This window comes from Gluconobacter thailandicus F149-1 = NBRC 100600 (assembly GCF_000964465.1).
In the GTDB taxonomy this organism is placed as follows: Bacteria; Pseudomonadota; Alphaproteobacteria; order Acetobacterales; family Acetobacteraceae; genus Gluconobacter; species Gluconobacter thailandicus.
In genome coordinates this window covers 31637-48577 of record NZ_BANH01000007.1, presented here as the reverse complement: position 1 = coordinate 48577, position 16941 = coordinate 31637, and the positions used below count along the sequence as shown (strand labels likewise).

The following is a 16941-nucleotide window of genomic DNA, read 5'->3' as shown; positions in this document are numbered from 1 at the left end:
AGATCGATGGGGCTGAAACCGACTTCCCAGAAGGACCAGACCCACGTGTAGGCCAGGGCACCCAGATACAGGAAGGCACCAAGCGTGCGGCCCATGAGCATGAATACGCCGCTAGCAACCAGGAGGATGCCACAGAGAACATAGTAGGTAGAGCCGCCCAGCATCGCGAGGTCAGCACCCCCAATGACGAAGAACAGGCCCACAAGAAGGACGATGACCCCGAGAAGCAGCGTCAGCCACTCCGTCAGAGTCCTATTACCTTGAAGATTTGGCATAACCGAATGCCTCCCAAACTGAATCCTCCGGACGGTAAATCCATATTCAGTTCAGGTCCATCGGACTTCGTTTTCAAATGCTCTAACAAAACTGTGTTTGAGGTAACAAAAATTTGTTGTGGCCTGTCACCAAAAAAATATTCTCTTTAACCCGCCGGAATTGTCACTACAGCGCCGCCAGTATGATTTGTGGCCGCCAAAGCACTCAATACCTGCACCATTGTAAATGCGAGTTTGCTCTGAAAGTCTTTTTCATCAATCCAGAACCACATGTCATTGTATTCGACCGCCGCATAACGACGTTCCGGAGCTTTGTGACTTGAATGAATGACCACTTCCGGGCGGTTTTCAATACCAACCTGGCCAATTGTCGGAGGTGTACGCCCCACCTTGATATCTTCTTCTGGAACTTCGACTTCATAGGCAAGCTGGGTCAACATAGCGAGCATGGACCGCGTCAGGATCGCAATCTGCCCGGGATGCTTCGGGTATGGGCCGTAGACAATTTCTGCCTCTTCAGCATGAGGGTCGAGATGCAGCAGGCGCCGGACCTCACCCTGAATGGAAAGCAGATTGCTGTCTGATGTCGAGGACAGCACCAGATAGGAATGTTCCTGCCCGTTCGCCGTTTCAGACTTGGAACCATTCTTCTTTGCCGAATCATCAGTTGGCGGCGGCGGGGCATCAGTCGTGATACGAATGGTCATGGCGCCAGCAATCTGAAGCTGTCGAAGATCGTGCAGCAGAAGATAGAACCGGACGGACCCTCCCCCGAATGGCCCCGCACCGATCCCTCGAACATTCGAAAGTCCGTCAATGGATTGCGCTGTCAGGCGCAGAAGCGTGTCAATCGGGAGGCCACCAAGGCTGAGCGGCATGATGACAGTTGGAGAGATCGGGCGGACAATGTTCTCTGCGTACTGCTGGCCGGTAACAGGCTGATATGTGAAAGTCGGGCTTTCACCGGCCGTCATGGTCCCGGTACCAAAAAGGTAATTGCCAACAGCCGTGGCGGGATAGGCATAGAAACCCCCGCTCACACTCTTTGAGACGCTGTAACCGGCAATGACCTGCGTCGTATCAAGGAATGTTGGCGGATCGGCGTAACGTAACCGGACGATATTCAGAAGCATCTCGTGCTTCTGCGACTCACCGAGCGCCCGCGAGTATTCAAGTTCGTCCCGCTGGAGCCTGGATGGCCCTATCGGTCCGCAGGCGGAAAGACAGGTGAGTGCAGCCAGTATCGCGGCTCGGGGTGTCAGATGAATTTGCATGACTGCACGCAAACTGAACCATTCCGCGCGTTAGCGGAAGCCACATCCGTACGCCTCGTGCCACGGACGCGGATTTTTCATGAAAGATGTTGCTCTCAAGGCCTTGAAACACTTTGCAGCCCTGCCTAGATTTGAACACGGAAACACGGACCTGTGAGGGTCCGGATTTGACGTCACAAGGGTTCGCCCCGGTGCCTGAGAGGGCCGAGGCAAACCGCTGAAAGGACAAAGAGTACATGAGTAAAGTCATCGGTATTGACCTCGGCACGACCAACTCCTGCGTTGCAGTGCGTGAAGGCGACGAAACCCGCGTTATTGAAAACAGCGAAGGCGCACGCACGACGCCGTCCATGGTCGCATTCACAGAAAACGGTGAGCGCCTCGTCGGACAGGCTGCAAAGCGTCAGGCCGTTACGAATCCAACCAACACCCTGTATGCCGTCAAGCGCCTGATCGGCCGTCGTTACGATGATCCGACCGTCGCCAAGGACAAGGGCATGGTCCCTTACGAGATCGTCAAGGGTGACAATGGTGACGCATGGGTTCGCGCCCGTGGCGAAAACTACGCCCCGTCCCAGATTTCCGCATTCGTTCTCGGCAAGATGAAGGAAACGGCTGAGGCTTACCTCGGCGAGACGGTTACGCAGGCTGTCATCACGGTTCCGGCCTACTTCAACGATGCACAGCGTCAGGCAACGCGTGACGCCGGCAAGATCGCTGGCCTCGAAGTCCTGCGTATCATCAACGAGCCGACCGCTGCTGCTCTGGCTTACGGCCTTGGCAAGCGCGATTCCGGCACGGTCGCCGTGTATGACCTTGGTGGTGGTACGTTCGACGTCTCCATCCTCGAAATCTCCGACGGCGTGATCGAAGTGAAGTCCACGAACGGTGATACGTTCCTGGGCGGTGAAGACTTCGATAACCGCATCATCGACTTCCTGGCTGACGAGTTCAAGAAGGATCAGGGCATTGACCTGCGTGGTGACAAGCTCGCCCTGCAGCGCCTGAAGGAAGCTGCTGAGAAGGCCAAGATCGAACTGTCTTCCTCCAAGGAGACAGAGATCAACCTGCCGTTCATCACGGCTGATGCATCCGGTCCGAAGCACCTTGTCGTCAAGCTGTCCCGCGCAAAGCTGGAAAGCCTGGTTGATGATCTGGTTCAGCGTACGCTTGGCCCGTGCCGTTCGGCCATCAAGGATGCCGGCGTGTCCACGAGCGAGATTGACGAAGTCATTCTCGTTGGCGGCATGACCCGTATGCCGAAGGTCATTGAGACGGTTAAGGAATTCTTCGGCAAGGATCCGGCTCGCAACGTCAACCCTGACGAAGTGGTCGCTATCGGTGCAGCCGTTCAGGGCGCTGTCCTGAAGGGTGACGTGAAGGACGTTCTGCTCCTCGACGTGACGCCGCTGTCGCTGGGTATCGAAACGCTTGGTGGTGTGTTCACCCGTCTGATCGACCGCAACACGACGATCCCGACCAAGAAGAGCCAGACCTTCTCTACGGCTGAAGACAACCAGAACGCTGTGACCATCAAGGTCTATCAGGGCGAACGTGAGATGGCAGCCGATAACAAGCTGCTTGGCAACTTCGACCTGCAGGGCATTGCTCCGGCACCGCGTGGCGTTCCGCAGATCGAAGTCACGTTCGACATCGATGCCAACGGTATCGTCAACGTGTCCGCAAAAGACAAGGCGACGAACAAGGAACAGCAGATCAAGATCCAGGCTTCGGGCGGTCTGTCCGATGGTGACATCGATCGTATGGTCAAGGAAGCTGAAGCCAACGCTTCTGCCGACAAGGCCAAGCGTGAACTGGTTGAGCTGCGCAACAGCACCGAGAGCATGATCCACCAGACCGAGAAGTCTCTCACGGAAGGTGGCGACAAGGTTCCGGCGGCTGACAAGACTGAAGCTGAAGCCGCAATCGCTGCAGCCCGTGAAGCTCTGGGTGGCGACAATGCCGAGACTCTGAAGAGCGCAAGCGAGCGTCTGACACAGGCAGCCATGAAGGTTGGTCAGGCCCTGTATCAGGCAGAGCAGGCCCAGCAGGGTGGTGAAGCTGCCGGTGCGGAAGCCAAGGACGAAAACGTTGTTGACGCCGACTTCGAAGATGTCGACGACAGCAAGAAGCACTGATCGGGTGACTTCCCCAGGTGGGGCTTCCCGCCCTGCCTGACCTGTTTTCCGAAGGGCGCCCGTTCCCGTAAGGGGGTGGGCGCCGTTCTTGTTTCCGGCCCTCAGACAAGGACCGATCATGGCCACGAAGATCGACTACTACGAAAGTCTCGAAGTTTCGCGCACGGCGTCTGCGGATGAGCTGAAAAAGGCTTTCCGCAAGCAGGCCATGCGCTATCACCCGGACCGCAATCCGGGGGATGAAACAGCCGAGCTGAAATTCAAGGAAATCAACGAAGCCTACGAAGTCCTGAAGGACGATCAGAAGCGCGCAGCCTATGACCAATATGGTCATGCCGCTTTTGATGGTGGTATGGGCGGAATGGGTGGCGGCGGTTTCGGCGGCTTTGGTGCTGGCGGACTGGGCGACATCTTCGATCAGATGTTCGGCGACATGATGGGCGGCCGCCGTGGCGGTGGACGCCGCACAGGTGCTGACGTTCAGGTTCAGGTCGAGATCAGCCTGACCGAAGCCTTCTCCGGCGTGACCAAGGATGTTGAAGTCCGGACGCGTGTTGCGTGTGAGTCCTGCCATGGGTCAGGCTCAGCAGATGCGGGCGGTGGCAGCACGACCTGTGCAACCTGTCATGGTGCGGGCAAGGTTCGGGCTCAGCAGGGCTTCTTCCTTGTGGAACGCCCCTGCCCGACCTGTAATGGCTCTGGCCGCACAGTTCGCAATCCATGCAAGTCCTGTCAGGGTTCCGGCACGCAGGCCAAGACCGAGACGCTCAAAATCGAGATCCCGGCTGGCGTCGAAGACGGTACACGTATCCGCATGGCGGGTCGCGGCGAGGCCGGTGGCGAAGGCGTACAGCCCGGCGATCTGTATGTGCATGTCGCGGTTCTGTCGCATGACATCTTCCAGCGTGACGGCGCAAACATCTACTGCCGCGTTCCGCTCCGCATGACCCAGGCTGCACTTGGGACTGAAGTGGAAGTCCCGGTTATTGATGGCAGCCGTAGCCGCGTGCGCATTCCAGCTGGAACGCAGACGGGCGAGACTTTCCGCCTTCGTGGAAAAGGCTTTTCCGTACTGCGGTCTTCAGCCCGTGGAGACATGTACATTCAGGTCTCGGTAGAAACACCGCATCACCTGACCAAGCGCCAGCGCGAACTTCTTGAGGAATTCGAGAAAGAAGCCGGTGATGACCACACCAAGGCCAGCCCCGAAAACAGCGGGTTCTTCGCCAAGGTCCGTGACTTTTTCGAAGGTCGCTGATGACAGAAATACCCCTCCCGAAACGGAGGGGTATTCCTACATCCCTTAGTATTTCATATCTATAAATCTACTATTTACTGGAATATATTTTTCAAAGATTACTATTGATTATAATTTTTTTCACACAATTTTGGTCGTGATCTTGGTCAGGCATAGGAAACGCTATATGTCGCCAACGCCCTTCAAATGAAACATACGGACAAAATACTCCGTCCGTACAACCTAATGATAATTTTCCATGCCCAAACTGGCCCCTTAGCATATCAGGGGATATGTACACCCCCTTTAATACATCCAAAATTAAAATATATGATGTATTCCCAAATCTAAAATTAACATTAGAAACCGGAATATTTTTGTTCCTATATATTTTTACACCACAAGAATTTTCTCTACATTGAAGATGCACATCAAAAATTCTCGATACTTTCTCTAGATTTATCTTATCGTCAAAAGAAATATTATTTATTTTTTTAATAAATAAAAACGAATTATTATCGCTCTTTACAGAATTATAATCTGACAAAACAGTAAATATATTATATATATTTTTCTAAATATTTTAATTATACATTCCATAATTATCACATAACGTATTTTGTAATATTAATTTCACTGCATATAGAACAGAAAAGTATCGCCGCCGTCTATGTGGCACTTATTAACCAAACTCTGGAGCCAGCCGCGCAAGGCTTTCTGACGTCAGGTCCGAAATAGCACTCGCACCCGTAAGGGTCATGGCAACGCGAAGTTCTTTTTCCATAATGTCGAGCAGGTTCTCCACGCCCTTCTGCCCACCCGCAGCGAGGGCGTAGACAAAGGCACGACCGAGCAGAACGGCATCTGCTCCCATTGCGACCATTCGAGCGATATCCAGCCCCGATCTGACACCGGAATCTGCCAGAATCTTCAGCCCTCCCCTGACCGCATCCACTATTGGCGAAAGTGCGCGGGCACTCGAGAGAACACCATCAAGCTGCCGGCCACCATGATTGGAAACGACAATCCCATCCGCCCCAAACCGGACGGCATCTTTTGCGTCTTCCGGGTCGAGAACCCCTTTGATGATCATGGGACCGTCCCAGTAATCGCGGATCCACTCCAGATCTTTCCAACTGATGGACGGATCGAAATTATTGGCAAGCCAGCCGATATAGTCTTCCAGCTTTGTGGGGTTACCCCGATAGCGGGAAATATTGCCCAGATCATGCGGTTTGCCACGCACGCCGACGTCCCAAGCCCAGATGGGATGCGTCATGGCCTGCAAATAGCGCCGGATCGCGGCGTTCGGGCCGGACATTCCTGAGTGGGCATCACGGTAACGGGCGCCCGGCGTTGGCATGTCTACCGTAAAGACTAGGGTGGTAATACCTGCGGCCTTGGCGCGCTCCAATGCGTTTTTCATGAAGCCGCGGTCTTTCAGCACGTAAAGCTGAAACCAGATGGGAACGGGGCTACGTCCCTGCACTTCTTCAATCGGACAGACCGAAACAGTCGACAGTGTGAAGGGAATACCTTTCCGGGCGGCGGCCCGGGCAGCCTGAACCTCTCCGCGACGTGCATACATGCCTGTCAGCCCAACGGGTGCGAGAGCGGCAGGAATATTGAGTTTACGTCCGAACAGTTCCGTACTTGTATTGAGAGCGGAAACGTTCTTCAGAATACGCTGCCGCAAGGCAATATCGGCCAGATCAGAAATGTTCCGGCGCATTGTCTGTTCTGCGTAGGAACCGCCATCAATGTACTGGAACAGAAAAGGAGGCAATCGACGGCGGGCTGCTTCTCTGTAATCCGTTGCGGAAGAAATAATCATTAACGCCTCCACCATCATTGACTGCTCTTGATGGCGGGAAGACTGCCAGTCTGTCCAATTCCAACCAAGAAACGATCCTGCGCCCTGACACTAAGACGCGAAACGCCATCCGCACAGGGAGCATAAAAAATTTCAGATGGGTTTTCAGGTATTCAGTTTGTGCAGTACCCGGACCTTACGCTGAAATCCCAGGACCGAGACGGATGCTGTATCAAGAAGAATATTCTCGCCCAGACGAACGTCATTGCTCATCCACATACTGATGAGGCTGCGCAGGATGTGACCATGCGCAAAAAGAGCAATTGTACCCTGCTGCGCCAGAAGGCGATCAAGCAGACGGCCAACCCTTTCTCGAACCTGTTTCGCGTTTTCTCCTCCCTCAACCTCGGATGTCCATAAGGACCAGTCCGGTTCAGCCTTAAGAATCTCAGCGGAGGTTCGCCCTTCATAAATGCCGTAGTCCCATTCCATGAGGTCAGGCTCCATCTGGGCCTGAGCACCCAACCCGGACAGCTCACAGGTTTCACGGGCACGTTGAAGAGGACTGCACAGCACCTGATCGAATGCCTGGCCCGCGAGACGCGATGTCAGAGCACGTGCCTGTTCCCGACCGTTTTCCGTAAGGGGAATATCTGTGCGGCCTGTGTGCTGGCCGCTGATGCTCCAGTCCGTTTCGCCATGCCGGATGAGCCAGAGCGTGGGCGTGTTCATATCCCGTATCCTTCAGGCGTTTCGGAAAACGAAAGAGGCCTGTGTCATCACAGGCCTCAGGCACCTCAGACCTTGTTGACCGAGGCGTCGTAAATCCGGTCCACCACTTTGCTCAGGATCGTATTGAACTCCTGATCGGACTGGGACACGCGCAGATCATCCACGAGGGCACGGGAGAAGCTGGCAATCATGCCGTGATTGGCTTTGAGCTTCTGACAGGCCTCGCCCAGCGGATACCCTCCAGACAGGGCGACGACGCGCTGCATCCGGGGATGCTTCATCAGATCTGCATACAGGTCCACCTTTTCAGGGATCGTGACCTTCAACATGATCGGATAATCACCGGGCAACGCATCCAGACCAAGGGCCAGTTCCTTGGCGAGGATGGCTTCAGCCTCCGCTTTCTCGGGACTTTTTACGAGAACTTCAGGCTCCATGATGGGCACCAGTCCGTGAGACGCAACCTGAGCGGCAATATCGTACTGCTGCTGAACAATCGTCTTGATGGCTCCGGGATTGGCCAGCCGGATCACTGATCGTTCCTTGGTTCCGTATACGCCCAGTTTTGCCGCACGCTCCAGAAGAGCATCCAGACCGGGAATGGGCTTCATCAACTGGACGCCATCCTTTTCCTCTTCCAGACCCTTGTCGATCTTCAGAAACGGGACAATGCCGCAGTTTTCCCAAAGATAGGTGGGAACAGGCACATTTTCGACCGTACCATCCATGGTCTTTTCAAACAGGATCGCGGCCAGAACCTCGTGGCTCTGAAAGGCCGGAGACGTGATGATCCGGACCCGCATTTCATGCATCAGTCGGAACATGTCTGCGTCATTGGAATAGGCATCGGGGCCGATACCGTATTGCGCAAGGGCTTTGGGGGTTGATCCACCGCTCTGATCGAGCGCGGCAATAAAACCAGGCTTCTTCGAGACCTGCTCAGCCATTGTTGCATCAGGCATGAACGTCACATCCTTTTCTTCAGTCTGATGACCAGAAGTAACGGTTGACCTTCGCGCGAGATCTCGAACTCTTCCAATCACATTGCACGGATTACAGACATGACGGACGTCGGTTGAGACGGACCAAAAGCGAAGTCAGTCTTTTTCAGAATCACTAGACAAAGGCTGTGTGAGGTCCGGAAACAGCAGCTCCAGATCAGCAGGCCGCAACAGGTCTGCGAGCGTATAGCGGTCGAGGACTTTCAGAAATGCACCGAGCGCCTCACCCAGTACTCCGCGCAGATGACAGGATGGAGACAGGATGCAGGCGCGGTTTCCAGCAGCGCGGCCCTCACAGTCTACGAGCATCATGTCGTCCTCCGTATATCGGACGACCTCTCCTATTCCAATCTCCTGCGCCGGACGCCCCAACGTGAGACCACCGCCGCGGCCACGTGTGGTTGTGATGAACTGCCCCTGCCCCAGACGATGGACCACCTTCACGAGATGATTCTCTGAAATCCCATAAGCGTGCGCAATGTCACGGATGGAAACACGCACGGAGGGCCGTCCCCCCAGATAAAGCAGGGTCCGCAGAGCATAATCAGTGTGAAGGGTCAGACGCATACGAGTCCTCTGACAGATTGACGGAGCGAAGTCACGTGCTTAAAGATGTATTTATTATACACCTTTAAGAAGACCTATCATGTCCTCTTCAGACCGCAGCCTTACTCCAGACGTCATCGCCATCATCAAGGCGACGATCCCGGCACTGGAGGCGCACGGACTCGACATCACGACCGAGATGTATCGTCGTCTGCTTGCAGACCCTGCCATTGCGGAAATGTTTGACCCGACCCATCAGTCCAAGGGAACGCAACCCCGCGCTCTGGCCATGGCCGTTCTGGCGTATGCGAAGAACATCGATAATCTTGGCGTTCTGGGAGGTGCTGTAGAGCGCATTGCCCAGAAACACGTCAGTCTGGAAATCCTGCCCGAGCACTATCCGCACGTTGCAACGGCGCTTATCGGCGCAATCCAGCATGTTCTGGGTAACGCCGCGACACCAGAAATTCTCGATGCCTGGGGCCGGGCTTACTGGGCTCTCGCGGATATTCTGATCGGTCGCGAACATCAGCTTTACGATACAAGTACGCAAGCCGAAGGCGGCTGGACGGGATGGCGCTCGTTCAAGATCACTCAGGCCCATCGGGAATGTGAGAACGTGACAACGCTCGAACTCAAGCCGGTGGATGGCAAGAGCGTTATTCGGGCTGTTCCCGGCCAGTATCTGGGCGTGGATCTGGATATCCCGGACCATGGCCAGACGCGGCGCAATTACAGCATCACGTCAAAGCCGGGTCACGACGGCTACACCATCAGTGTTCGGCATGTGCCAAACGGTGTCGCCTCAGCGTGGCTCAACAGCGCGGACAGTGTGGGGCATGAGATCCGCCTGTCACCACCGGCGGGCGAGTTCGTTCTCCCGGAGAAGATTGAAACGCCCGTTGCATTCATCTGCGCGGGAATCGGGATCACGCCCATGATCGGCATGATCGCATCCCTGTCTGCACGGACAAATACAACACCGGTCAGCGTCATTCAGATTGCGCACTCTAAGGAGGCAGCGCCGTTTGCCAAGAAACTGAGTGAGCTTACAGATGCCTCAGGAAACATCACCCTGCACACCCGCCTGACGTCCATAGACGGTCGGCCAGATGCGGGCTGGATTACGTCTCATCTTCCAAAGAATGCAGCCTGTTATCTGTGCGGTCCCACCGGCTTCATGCGGGAAATGGTACAGTCTCTCCCGAAAGCCGGCATTCCGGCAGAACGTCTGCGTTACGAGACGTTCGGACCGGACACCGGCGTAACGGACTAATGTCAAAGAGCGGCGATGGCGCTCTCTGCTTCAGCAAGGATGCGAGGGCGATCATTGCCACCATTTGCGGCAAGACCTTCGGCCTCGATCACCTTGATATCCGTAATCCCAAGAAAACCGAGAACGGCCTTGATGTAGTTCACCTGGTGTTCGAAAGCGGCCTGCGGCGTTCCTTCCGAATAGACGCCGCCACGGGCACCAGCAATCACGACCGTCTTGCCACCGGCAAGCCCTTCAACACCGTTTGCACCATAACGGAACGTCTGACCGGCGATCGTAATACGATCGATCCAGGATTTGAGCTGGCTGGGGATGCCAAAGTTGTACATCGGCACGCCAAGCACGAGGACGTCAGCTGCCTTGAAGTCGGCCAGTGCTTTTGCCCCTGCTACGAGCACGGGGTTGGACGCGGCATCCCCTGTCAGTTCTTTGCCCAGAAAGGACAGCGACTCGCCATCCAGATGCGGAAGCGGTTCAGCGGCGAGATCAAGGGACGTCACGTCCAGATCCGGATGTTTCTGGCGATAGCGATCGACAATCGCCACACTGAGCTGACGGGTGGCGGAAAAACCGCCGAGAATGCTGGAGTCGATATGAAGCAGTTTCATTTTTTCTCTTCCGGTTCCTGATCGTAACCAGCACAAGATAAGAAACCTTTCTCGCACCTTCGCAAGACGGCACATTCAGGGATCATAGGCACATGGATGTTAGTACCCTTCCTCCTCCCGTAACCCACGAGAGCGATACATGCGCTGTTGTCCGCGCCATTCTGGCGCGCGTGGGAGACAAATGGAGCATTCTGATCGTCCGGATGCTGGGAGATGGATCCATGCGTTTCAGCGAACTGCGCCGATCCATAGAGGGGATTTCCCAACGCATGCTGACACTGACGCTGCGGAATCTGGAGCGGGATGGGCTGGTTGAACGAACCGTCACCCCTACCACTCCGCCTCGTGTGGATTATGCCCTGACGGATTTAGGGCGGTCCCTGCAAAGTATTACTGAAGCCTTCGGACGATGGGCCGTCACGCATCGGGATCAGATCGAAAACGCGCGCCGCCGTTTTGACGGCCGCCAATAATCCCCTACGTTGCGGGCAACAGTTTCTGACGGTCAGGCATGGATTATGACGACTTCTCCCCGCATCGGTATTGCTGGCATTACAGGCCGGCTAGGTTCGCTTTGTGCTGAGGAAGCGGGCCTATCTCTTGCAGGGGGGCTTTCCCGGCACTCCGATGAAAGCCGCAACATCACGACCAGCCCTGTCGACCTCGCCAGAAACTGCGACGTCGTGATTGACGTCAGTCACGCTTCGACTGTGCAGGCCCATGCCAGGGCTTTTGCGACAGCAGGATGTCCATGGGTTCTCGGAACGACAGGCCTTAATCCGGAAGATCAGGCTGCCGTAAATGAGGCCGCAAAACATATCCCGGTGCTACAGGCCGCAAATTTCTCCCCAGCCCTGACGCTCTTTCTGGAACTTGCCAGACAGCTTGGTGCGGGTCTGCCGGGATATGACGCGGAAATTGTGGAAGTGCACCATCGCCAGAAGGTTGATGCTCCATCTGGCACAGCCCTTGCGATTGGGCGGGCTGTCGCTGAAGGGCGAAACGTGGCTCTCGAGGACGTCATGCGTCTCGATCAGAATGGCGTCCGACCGGATGGAGCGATTGGCTTTGCTTCCCTGCGGGGTGGCCAGATCGTGGGAGAACACGATCTGATGTTCATGGCTGCGGACGAGCAGATCACGCTGTCACATCGTGCACTCGATCGCAGGGTCTTTGCCAGAGGTGCCGTCATGGCAGCCCGGTGGCTCGCACAGCAGCCACCGGGTTTGTACGGCATGGCAGACGTGCTTCGCCGGACGGTTTGATCGTCCGACGAAGAACGGGCTCTTCAGCCTCCGGAGATTTCCAGATTCACACCTGTCATGAAGCTGGAATCGTCTCCGAGAAGGAAGGCTACGACGCCCGGAATTTCATTGATATCTCCATAACGACGCATCGGAACACTGCCGATCATCTGCTTGGAGACTTCTTCCGGGTTGGTTGAGAAATACTGCGTGTTGGCCTTGGCCTGCAGTTCAACCTGCCGGTCCCACATGAAGCCCGGCCCCATATATCCAGGGCTGATTGCATTAACGCGGATGTTGTAAGGCGCAAGGTCGAGAGCTGCCGTTTCAGTCAGCGCAATGATTGCGCCTTTTGAAGCGCCATAAGCGGCCATGTTTGGCGGGCCTTTTACGCCTGCCATGCTGGCCGTATTCACGATCCGCCCAAAGCCGTTTGCAATCATGTGCCGGGAGACTGCTTTCAGGACATGGAAAGCACCCGTGACGTTGATGTTCAGAACCTTCGGAAAATCTTCAGCCGGATAATCCTGGACTGGAGCAAATGCGCCCTGATAGCCGGCATTATTGAACAGGAAATCGATTTTCCCAAAATCTGCGACAACCTGACTGACGACATCATTCACGGATGTTTCAGACGTCACGTCACAGACATACGATTCTGCCTTCACCCCTTTCTCGCGGACAGCGGCTTCTGCTTTCGCCAACGCTTCCGGATTCATGTCCAGAAGAGCGATGTCCGTCCCCAATTTCTGCGAGACGTAGCGCGGTTGCGAGGCCGATATTGCCTCCTGCACCCGTCACGAGACAGGATTTACCGCTAAAGGAACTTACCACGTATGCCATTTGTACCTCATCGAGATGCGGCGCTTTCGCCTTTCACATACATATCGGCATATGGTCTGATTGTCTGCCCCTTCTTTGCACCATTATACACCGTGGATATATTCTGATTTTATACATTATTTACAGACACTTATACGGATATCGAGCAGAAAAAACAACCAACTCCCCCCTAGACACTTGACCCCTGCGTTCAATTCCGCCAAGCCGTGCCTTCCTGAATGCTGCAGCCCATCCGTCATGGCGCCTGCAGCCCTTTTCACCACTCATTCCCTGCGAGGTCCCTGAGTGCGCAATCACGGCGATTTCCTGTTCACCTCTGAATCTGTTTCCGAGGGCCATCCCGACAAGGTGGCAGACCGTATCTCCGACACCGTCCTGGACGCTTATCTTGAAGCCGATCCAGAAGCCCGCGTTGCCTGTGAAACGCTGGTCACGACGAACCGTGTCATCCTGGCCGGTGAAGTCCGTGGCCCGAAGGCTGTCGAAGACACGCTGATCGACCGCGCACGCGAGGCCATCAAGGACATTGGCTACGACCAGGAAGGTTTCTCCTGGAAGAATGCCGAGATCACGTCTTACCTCCACGCACAGTCCGCTGACATCGCCCAGGGTGTGGACAGCGGCAGCGACAAGGACGAAGGCGCCGGCGATCAGGGCATCATGTTCGGCTTCGCAACACGCGAAACCGAAAACCTGATGCCGGCTCCGCTATTCTACGCCCAGACGATTCTTGAGCGTATCCGCGACTACCGCAAGAATGGTGACGCCCGCGGCGCAGGCCTTCTTCCGGACGCGAAGAGCCAGGTCACACTGCGTTATGTGGATGGCAAGCCGGTTGGCGTGACGTCTGTCGTGATTTCCACGCAGCACGCTGAAGGCATGAGCCAGAACACGATCCGCGAAACGCTTCGCGGTGTCGTCAATGACGTTCTGCCAAATGGCTGGAGCTGCCCGGAAGACGAGTTCTATGTGAACCCGACCGGCAACTTCGTCATTGGTGGCCCGGATGGTGACGCTGGTCTGACAGGTCGTAAGATCATCGTGGACACATACGGCGGTGCAGCCCCTCATGGCGGCGGCGCATTCTCCGGCAAGGACCCCACGAAGGTTGACCGCTCGGCTGCATACGCTGCGCGTTACCTTGCCAAGAACGTTGTTGCTGCTGGCCTTGCAGATCGCTGCACGATCCAGCTCAGCTACGCAATTGGCGTTTCCAAGCCGCTTTCGGTCTATGTAGACCTCGACGGCACAGGGAAGGACATCGACGAGGCACGCCTCGGCCTGCTCCTTAACGAAGTTGTGGACCTGTCGCCTCGCGGCATCCGCAAGCATCTGCGCCTGAACCGCCCGATCTATGTTCCGACGTCCGCCTATGGTCACTTCGGCCGCGTGCCGAATGCTGCTCTGGACAACTTCACCTGGGAACAGACGGATCTGGTTGACACCCTCCGCAACGCACTGAACAGGTAAGACCCTGACACAGTCTCTCAAACCCCAGCCGGAGCGGCTCTACGGCCGCCAGCGCGGCCACCCGCTCCGGGCAAGGCAGCAGCATCTTCTTGAAGAAACGCTGCCGCGCTTTACTTTTGCATCTGCGGAAAACCCAACTGCCGGGTTTTCCTCGCCGGTTTCGCGCGTCTTTCTCGAAATCGGATTTGGCGGCGGTGAACATGCTGCGGCCCAGTCTGAAATGAACCCGGATGTCGGGTACATTGCCTCAGAGGTCTTCGAGAACGGCCTGTGCTCCCTGATGTCACGCCTTGTGCCAGACGGTCAGGAAGATACAGCCCAGCCACCCGAGCATTTCCGCATCTGGCCAGAAGACGCCCGTCTTCTGCTTAAGGATATGCCCGATGGTTGCCTTGACCGCGCCTATCTGATGTTTCCAGACCCATGGCCAAAATCACGCCATGCAAAGCGTCGCTTTGTGCATCCGGAAAACCTTCGGGAACTTCATCGCGTTCTCAAGCCTGGTGCTATCTGGCGCGTGGCAAGCGATCATCCTGTTTACCAGGACTGGGTGATCGAAGTGATGGGCAAGCAGAATCTGTTTGACGCTCCCCCTCCGGAGACGGAACGTCCCGAAGGATGGTCTCCAACCCGATATGAGGCAAAAGCCTTCCGGGAAGGCAGACAGCCCTTCTACTGGACATTTACCCGGCGCCCTTGAGGCGCCCTCCCTTTATCTGATTACAGTGAGTTCCTGACATCATGACCCAGATCGAACGCGAAGAAATGGAATTTGATGTCGTGGTGGTCGGTGGTGGCCCCGCCGGTCTGTCCGCGGCGATCCGCTTGCGACAGATTGCGCCGGACGCGTCGGTATGCCTGATCGAAAAGGGTAGCGAAATCGGTGCGCACATCGTTTCGGGTGCCGTCATCGAGCCGCGTTCGCTTGAGGAACTCCTGCCAGACTGGCGCTCTCTTGGTGCGCCGCTGAACACGGAAGTCACGGAAGAGCGCATGCTTTTCCTGACTGAAAAGCGCGCCATTCAGATTCCTTATCTGGATCGCGTCATGCCCCATATGGCGAACCACGGAAATTATGTGGTGTCTCTCGGAGAAGTTTGTCGCTGGCTGGGTGAACAGGCCGAAGCACTCGGTGTCGAGATCTATCCCGGCTTTGCAGGCGCTGAACTGTTCATCGAAAATAATCGCGTTGCTGGCGTCATTACGGGCGATATGGGCATAGAGCGTGACGGCACGCATGGTCCCAACTTCACGCCCGGCATGATCCTTCGTGCCAAGCAGACAATCCTGACCGAAGGGGCACGCGGCTCCCTGAGCGCCCATGCCATGAAGCGTTTCGGTCTACGCAAGGGTGTCGATACCCAGACTTACGGCCTTGGCATCAAGGAAGTCTGGGAGATCCCCAAGGAGAAGCATCGCCCCGGACTCGTTCAGCATAGTTTTGGCTGGCCGCTGGATGACCACACCTATGGTGGCGCATGGCTCTATCATTTCGGGGAAAATCTGGTCAGCTATGGCTTCGTGACCGGCCTCGACTACAGCAACACCTACCTTTCACCCTTCGAGGAAATGCAGCGCACAAAGCTGCACCCGGCTTTCCGCGAACACTTCGAGGGCGGCAAACGCCTGATCTATGGCGCACGTGCACTGTCCGAAGGTGGCCTTCAGTCCATTCCTCGCCTGACATTCCCCGGCGGCGTTCTGGCAGGTGACTCGGCAGGATTCCTGAACGTTCCCAAGATCAAGGGAACGCATACAGCCATGAAATCCGGCATGTTGGCCGCCGAAGCTGTAGCCGAAGCGCTCCAGACCGAGCGGACCGAAGCATCAAGCCTGACGGAACGCGTCCGCAACTCCTGGCTCTGGTCCGAGCTGCGCGATGTCCGCAATATCCGTCCGGCTTTTGCCAAATGGGGCATGAAGGCTGGAGCGCTTTACGCTGGCATCGACAGCATGATCCTGCGTGGTCGCGCCCCATGGACGCTCCATCATCCGCATGCTGACAATGAGACGTTACGTCCAGCGGCGCTGTGCGAGCAGATCGATTATCCGAAGCCAGACAATGTCCTGACCTTCGATCGCGTCAGTTCCGTTTTCCTCAGCGCCACCAACCACGAGGAAAACCAGCCCGTCCACTTGAAGCTGCGTAACGAATCCCTCTGGCGTACCGTCAATCATGATGTGTTTGACGCGCCAGAAAGCCGTTATTGCCCGGCAGGTGTGTATGAGCAGGAAAAAAGCGCAGACAATGGCTGGTCGCTACGCATCAATGCGCAGAACTGCGTCCATTGCAAAACCTGCGATATCAAGGACCCGACGCAGAATATCGAATGGTGCACGCCAGAAGGCAGCGGCGGTCCGAACTACCCTGTCGGGATGTAATTCTTTCAAACAGACGGGCCGCTTTCTGACCGGAATGTGACTTCCTGATCCATTTCCGCTACGGTGGCGCCCGTTTTTCCAGCGGCGTCAGCAGCGAAAGAT

15 protein-coding genes and 1 pseudogene are annotated in these 16941 nt (G+C 55.9%); 8 read left to right on the top strand and 8 right to left on the bottom strand.

The annotated features are described in order from the left end of the window. Positions 1-275, bottom strand: a 275-nt coding sequence (locus tag B7444_RS02770; RefSeq protein ID WP_048842974.1) for a hypothetical protein, incomplete at its 3' end; no start/stop codon positions are given. A 146-nt stretch (positions 276-421) separates the two neighbouring features. Continuing rightward, entirely contained in the window at positions 422-1549 is a 1128-nt protein-coding gene (locus B7444_RS02765; protein ID WP_016737880.1) for a hypothetical protein, read from the bottom strand. Positions 1550-1785: 236 nt separating this feature from the next. On the opposite strand from B7444_RS02765, the gene dnaK reads away from it, so the two are divergent. Together dnaK and dnaJ are read left to right on the top strand one after the other, a co-directional pair. Continuing rightward, positions 1786-3687, top strand: a complete 1902-nt coding sequence (gene dnaK / locus B7444_RS02760) for a molecular chaperone DnaK (RefSeq protein ID WP_007281755.1) — start codon at positions 1786-1788, stop codon at positions 3685-3687. 118 nt (positions 3688-3805) lie between these two features. Next, positions 3806-4945, top strand: a complete 1140-nt coding sequence (dnaJ, locus tag B7444_RS02755) for a molecular chaperone DnaJ (protein ID WP_007281756.1) — start codon at positions 3806-3808, stop codon at positions 4943-4945. 661 nt (positions 4946-5606) lie between these two features. Here dnaJ and lldD read toward each other — a convergent pair. The 4 genes from lldD to B7444_RS02735 form a co-directional block, all read right to left on the bottom strand. Next, complete coding sequence (gene lldD / locus B7444_RS02750; protein ID WP_007281757.1) at positions 5607-6758, bottom strand: FMN-dependent L-lactate dehydrogenase LldD; 1152 nt, start codon at positions 6756-6758, stop codon at positions 5607-5609. Positions 6759-6902: 144 nt separating this feature from the next. Further along, positions 6903-7469 (bottom strand): histidine phosphatase family protein, encoded by a 567-nt coding sequence (locus B7444_RS02745; RefSeq protein ID WP_007281758.1) that lies wholly within the window; start codon positions 7467-7469, stop codon positions 6903-6905. A gap of 65 nt (positions 7470-7534) precedes the next feature. After that, entirely contained in the window at positions 7535-8431 is an 897-nt protein-coding gene (locus B7444_RS02740) for a fructose bisphosphate aldolase (RefSeq protein WP_035729435.1), read from the bottom strand. A gap of 135 nt (positions 8432-8566) precedes the next feature. Further along, on the bottom strand, positions 8567-9037 hold the full coding sequence (locus B7444_RS02735; protein ID WP_007281760.1) for an Rrf2 family transcriptional regulator: 471 nt from the start codon (positions 9035-9037) through the stop codon (positions 8567-8569). 79 nt (positions 9038-9116) lie between these two features. On the opposite strand from B7444_RS02735, the gene B7444_RS02730 reads away from it, so the two are divergent. After that, positions 9117-10292, top strand: a complete 1176-nt coding sequence (locus B7444_RS02730) for a globin domain-containing protein (RefSeq protein ID WP_007281761.1) — start codon at positions 9117-9119, stop codon at positions 10290-10292. Positions 10293-10294: 2 nt separating this feature from the next. Here the strand turns inward: B7444_RS02730 and B7444_RS02725 are convergent, their stop codons facing one another. After that, complete coding sequence (locus B7444_RS02725; protein ID WP_007281762.1) at positions 10295-10900, bottom strand: FMN-dependent NADH-azoreductase; 606 nt, start codon at positions 10898-10900, stop codon at positions 10295-10297. Between the two features lie 92 nt (positions 10901-10992). Between B7444_RS02725 and B7444_RS02720 the strand changes: the two genes are divergently transcribed. Continuing rightward, complete coding sequence (locus B7444_RS02720) at positions 10993-11373, top strand: winged helix-turn-helix transcriptional regulator (RefSeq protein ID WP_007281763.1); 381 nt, start codon at positions 10993-10995, stop codon at positions 11371-11373. 45 nt (positions 11374-11418) lie between these two features. Then, on the top strand, positions 11419-12165 hold the full coding sequence (gene dapB, locus B7444_RS02715) for a 4-hydroxy-tetrahydrodipicolinate reductase (protein WP_048855112.1): 747 nt from the start codon (positions 11419-11421) through the stop codon (positions 12163-12165). Between the two features lie 23 nt (positions 12166-12188). On the opposite strand, the pseudogene B7444_RS02710 reads toward dapB, so the two are convergent. Beyond that, positions 12189-12987 (bottom strand): annotated as a pseudogene (locus B7444_RS02710) (SDR family NAD(P)-dependent oxidoreductase). A 285-nt stretch (positions 12988-13272) separates the two neighbouring features. Between B7444_RS02710 and metK the strand changes: the two are divergent. The 3 genes from metK to B7444_RS02695 are packed head-to-tail and all read left to right on the top strand — an operon-like array spanning position 13273 to position 16839. Further along, complete coding sequence (gene metK / locus B7444_RS02705; RefSeq protein WP_007281766.1) at positions 13273-14457, top strand: methionine adenosyltransferase; 1185 nt, start codon at positions 13273-13275, stop codon at positions 14455-14457. Positions 14458-14461: 4 nt separating this feature from the next. Then, positions 14462-15157, top strand: coding sequence for a tRNA (guanine(46)-N(7))-methyltransferase TrmB (gene trmB, locus B7444_RS02700; protein WP_081603761.1), 696 nt, complete (start codon positions 14462-14464; stop codon positions 15155-15157). A 41-nt stretch (positions 15158-15198) separates the two neighbouring features. After that, positions 15199-16839: an electron transfer flavoprotein-ubiquinone oxidoreductase gene (locus tag B7444_RS02695; protein ID WP_007281768.1), complete on the top strand. Its 1641-nt coding sequence runs from the start codon at positions 15199-15201 to the stop codon at positions 16837-16839. The last annotated feature ends 102 nt before the right edge of the window (positions 16840-16941 follow it).

Excerpts from the sequence above, each read along its gene's own strand:
- B7444_RS02765 (WP_016737880.1), bottom strand. The coding sequence starts at position 1,549 with ATGCAAATTCATCTGACACCCCGAGCCGCGATACTGGCTGCACTCACC.
- dnaK (WP_007281755.1), top strand. The coding sequence starts at position 1,786 with ATGAGTAAAGTCATCGGTATTGACCTCGGCACGACCAACTCCTGCGTT.
- dnaJ (WP_007281756.1), top strand. The coding sequence starts at position 3,806 with ATGGCCACGAAGATCGACTACTACGAAAGTCTCGAAGTTTCGCGCACG.
- lldD (WP_007281757.1), bottom strand. The coding sequence starts at position 6,758 with ATGATTATTTCTTCCGCAACGGATTACAGAGAAGCAGCCCGCCGTCGA.
- B7444_RS02745 (WP_007281758.1), bottom strand. The coding sequence starts at position 7,469 with ATGAACACGCCCACGCTCTGGCTCATCCGGCATGGCGAAACGGACTGG.
- B7444_RS02740 (WP_035729435.1), bottom strand. The coding sequence starts at position 8,431 with ATGCCTGATGCAACAATGGCTGAGCAGGTCTCGAAGAAGCCTGGTTTT.
- B7444_RS02735 (WP_007281760.1), bottom strand. The coding sequence starts at position 9,037 with ATGCGTCTGACCCTTCACACTGATTATGCTCTGCGGACCCTGCTTTAT.
- B7444_RS02730 (WP_007281761.1), top strand. The coding sequence starts at position 9,117 with ATGTCCTCTTCAGACCGCAGCCTTACTCCAGACGTCATCGCCATCATC.
- B7444_RS02725 (WP_007281762.1), bottom strand. The coding sequence starts at position 10,900 with ATGAAACTGCTTCATATCGACTCCAGCATTCTCGGCGGTTTTTCCGCC.
- B7444_RS02720 (WP_007281763.1), top strand. The coding sequence starts at position 10,993 with ATGGATGTTAGTACCCTTCCTCCTCCCGTAACCCACGAGAGCGATACA.
- dapB (WP_048855112.1), top strand. The coding sequence starts at position 11,419 with ATGACGACTTCTCCCCGCATCGGTATTGCTGGCATTACAGGCCGGCTA.
- B7444_RS02695 (WP_007281768.1), top strand. The coding sequence starts at position 15,199 with ATGACCCAGATCGAACGCGAAGAAATGGAATTTGATGTCGTGGTGGTC.